The following is a 972-nucleotide window of genomic DNA, read 5'->3' as shown; positions in this document are numbered from 1 at the left end:
TGCGATTTCTGCTGCGCTGCGGCCGTTTGCAATCAGTTCTTCACGGGTCGGCATATCGATACCGTACACATTCGGATAGCGCACTTCGGGAGCAGCAGACGCAATGTAAACTTTGCGTGCGCCTGCCGCGCGTACCATTTCAACGATTTCACGGCTGGTCGTACCGCGCACGATGGAATCATCCACCAACAAAACGCTTTTGCCGTTAAACTCGGTTTCCATCGGGCTGAGTTTTTGGCGCACTGATTTTTTGCGTGTTGCTTGGCCGGGCATAATAAAGGTGCGGCCGATGTAGCGGTTTTTAATCAGACCTTCGCGGTAAGGTTTTTCGAGATGGACGGCAAGCTCCATCGCGCTGGGTCGGCTGGTATCGGGAATCGGCATCACGACATCGATATCATCGACAGGCAGCTCGCGTTTGATTTTTTCTGCCAAAGATACGCCCATATCCATACGGGACTGATAAACGGAAACGCCATCGATGACGGAGTCCGGGCGGGCAAAATAAACATATTCAAAAAGACAAGGGCTTAATTTGGCTTTATCGCTGCATTGACGGGAAATAATCGTGCCATCAAAACCAATAAATACGGCTTCTCCCGGCTGGATATCGCGTTCCAAATCATAGGCAAGTGCATTAAAGGCAACGGATTCGGAGGCAACGGCATAAGATTTTTTGCCGGATTCGTCAATTTGCGAACCCAAAACCAACGGACGGATACCGAAAGGATCCCGGAAAGCCAGCATGCCGTATCCTGCAATCATGGCTACTACGCCGTATGCGCCGCGCACCAAACGGTGCACTTCAGAAACGGCGTTGAAAATATTGTCGATAGTGAGTTGGTAAGAAACTGTATTTTTAGAGACTTTGCGGCGTAATTCGTGTGCGAATACATTGAGTAGGACTTCAGAATCGGAGCTGGTATTAACGTGGCGCAGGTGTTTGTTGCATACGTTTTCATAGAGCTCTTC

1 protein-coding gene is annotated in these 972 nt (G+C 49.7%); it reads right to left on the bottom strand.

Going from position 1 to position 972, the window contains the following annotated elements:
• On the bottom strand, positions 1–972 hold a 972-nt coding region (locus ACTHS3_RS14945; protein ID WP_440368363.1), incomplete at both ends, for an amidophosphoribosyltransferase.

The sequence above is a fragment of the Neisseria sp. P0009.S007 genome, from assembly GCF_051962515.1.
Note: the sequence above shows the minus strand (reverse complement) of the source record. Positions and strands in the feature narration are given on the sequence as shown.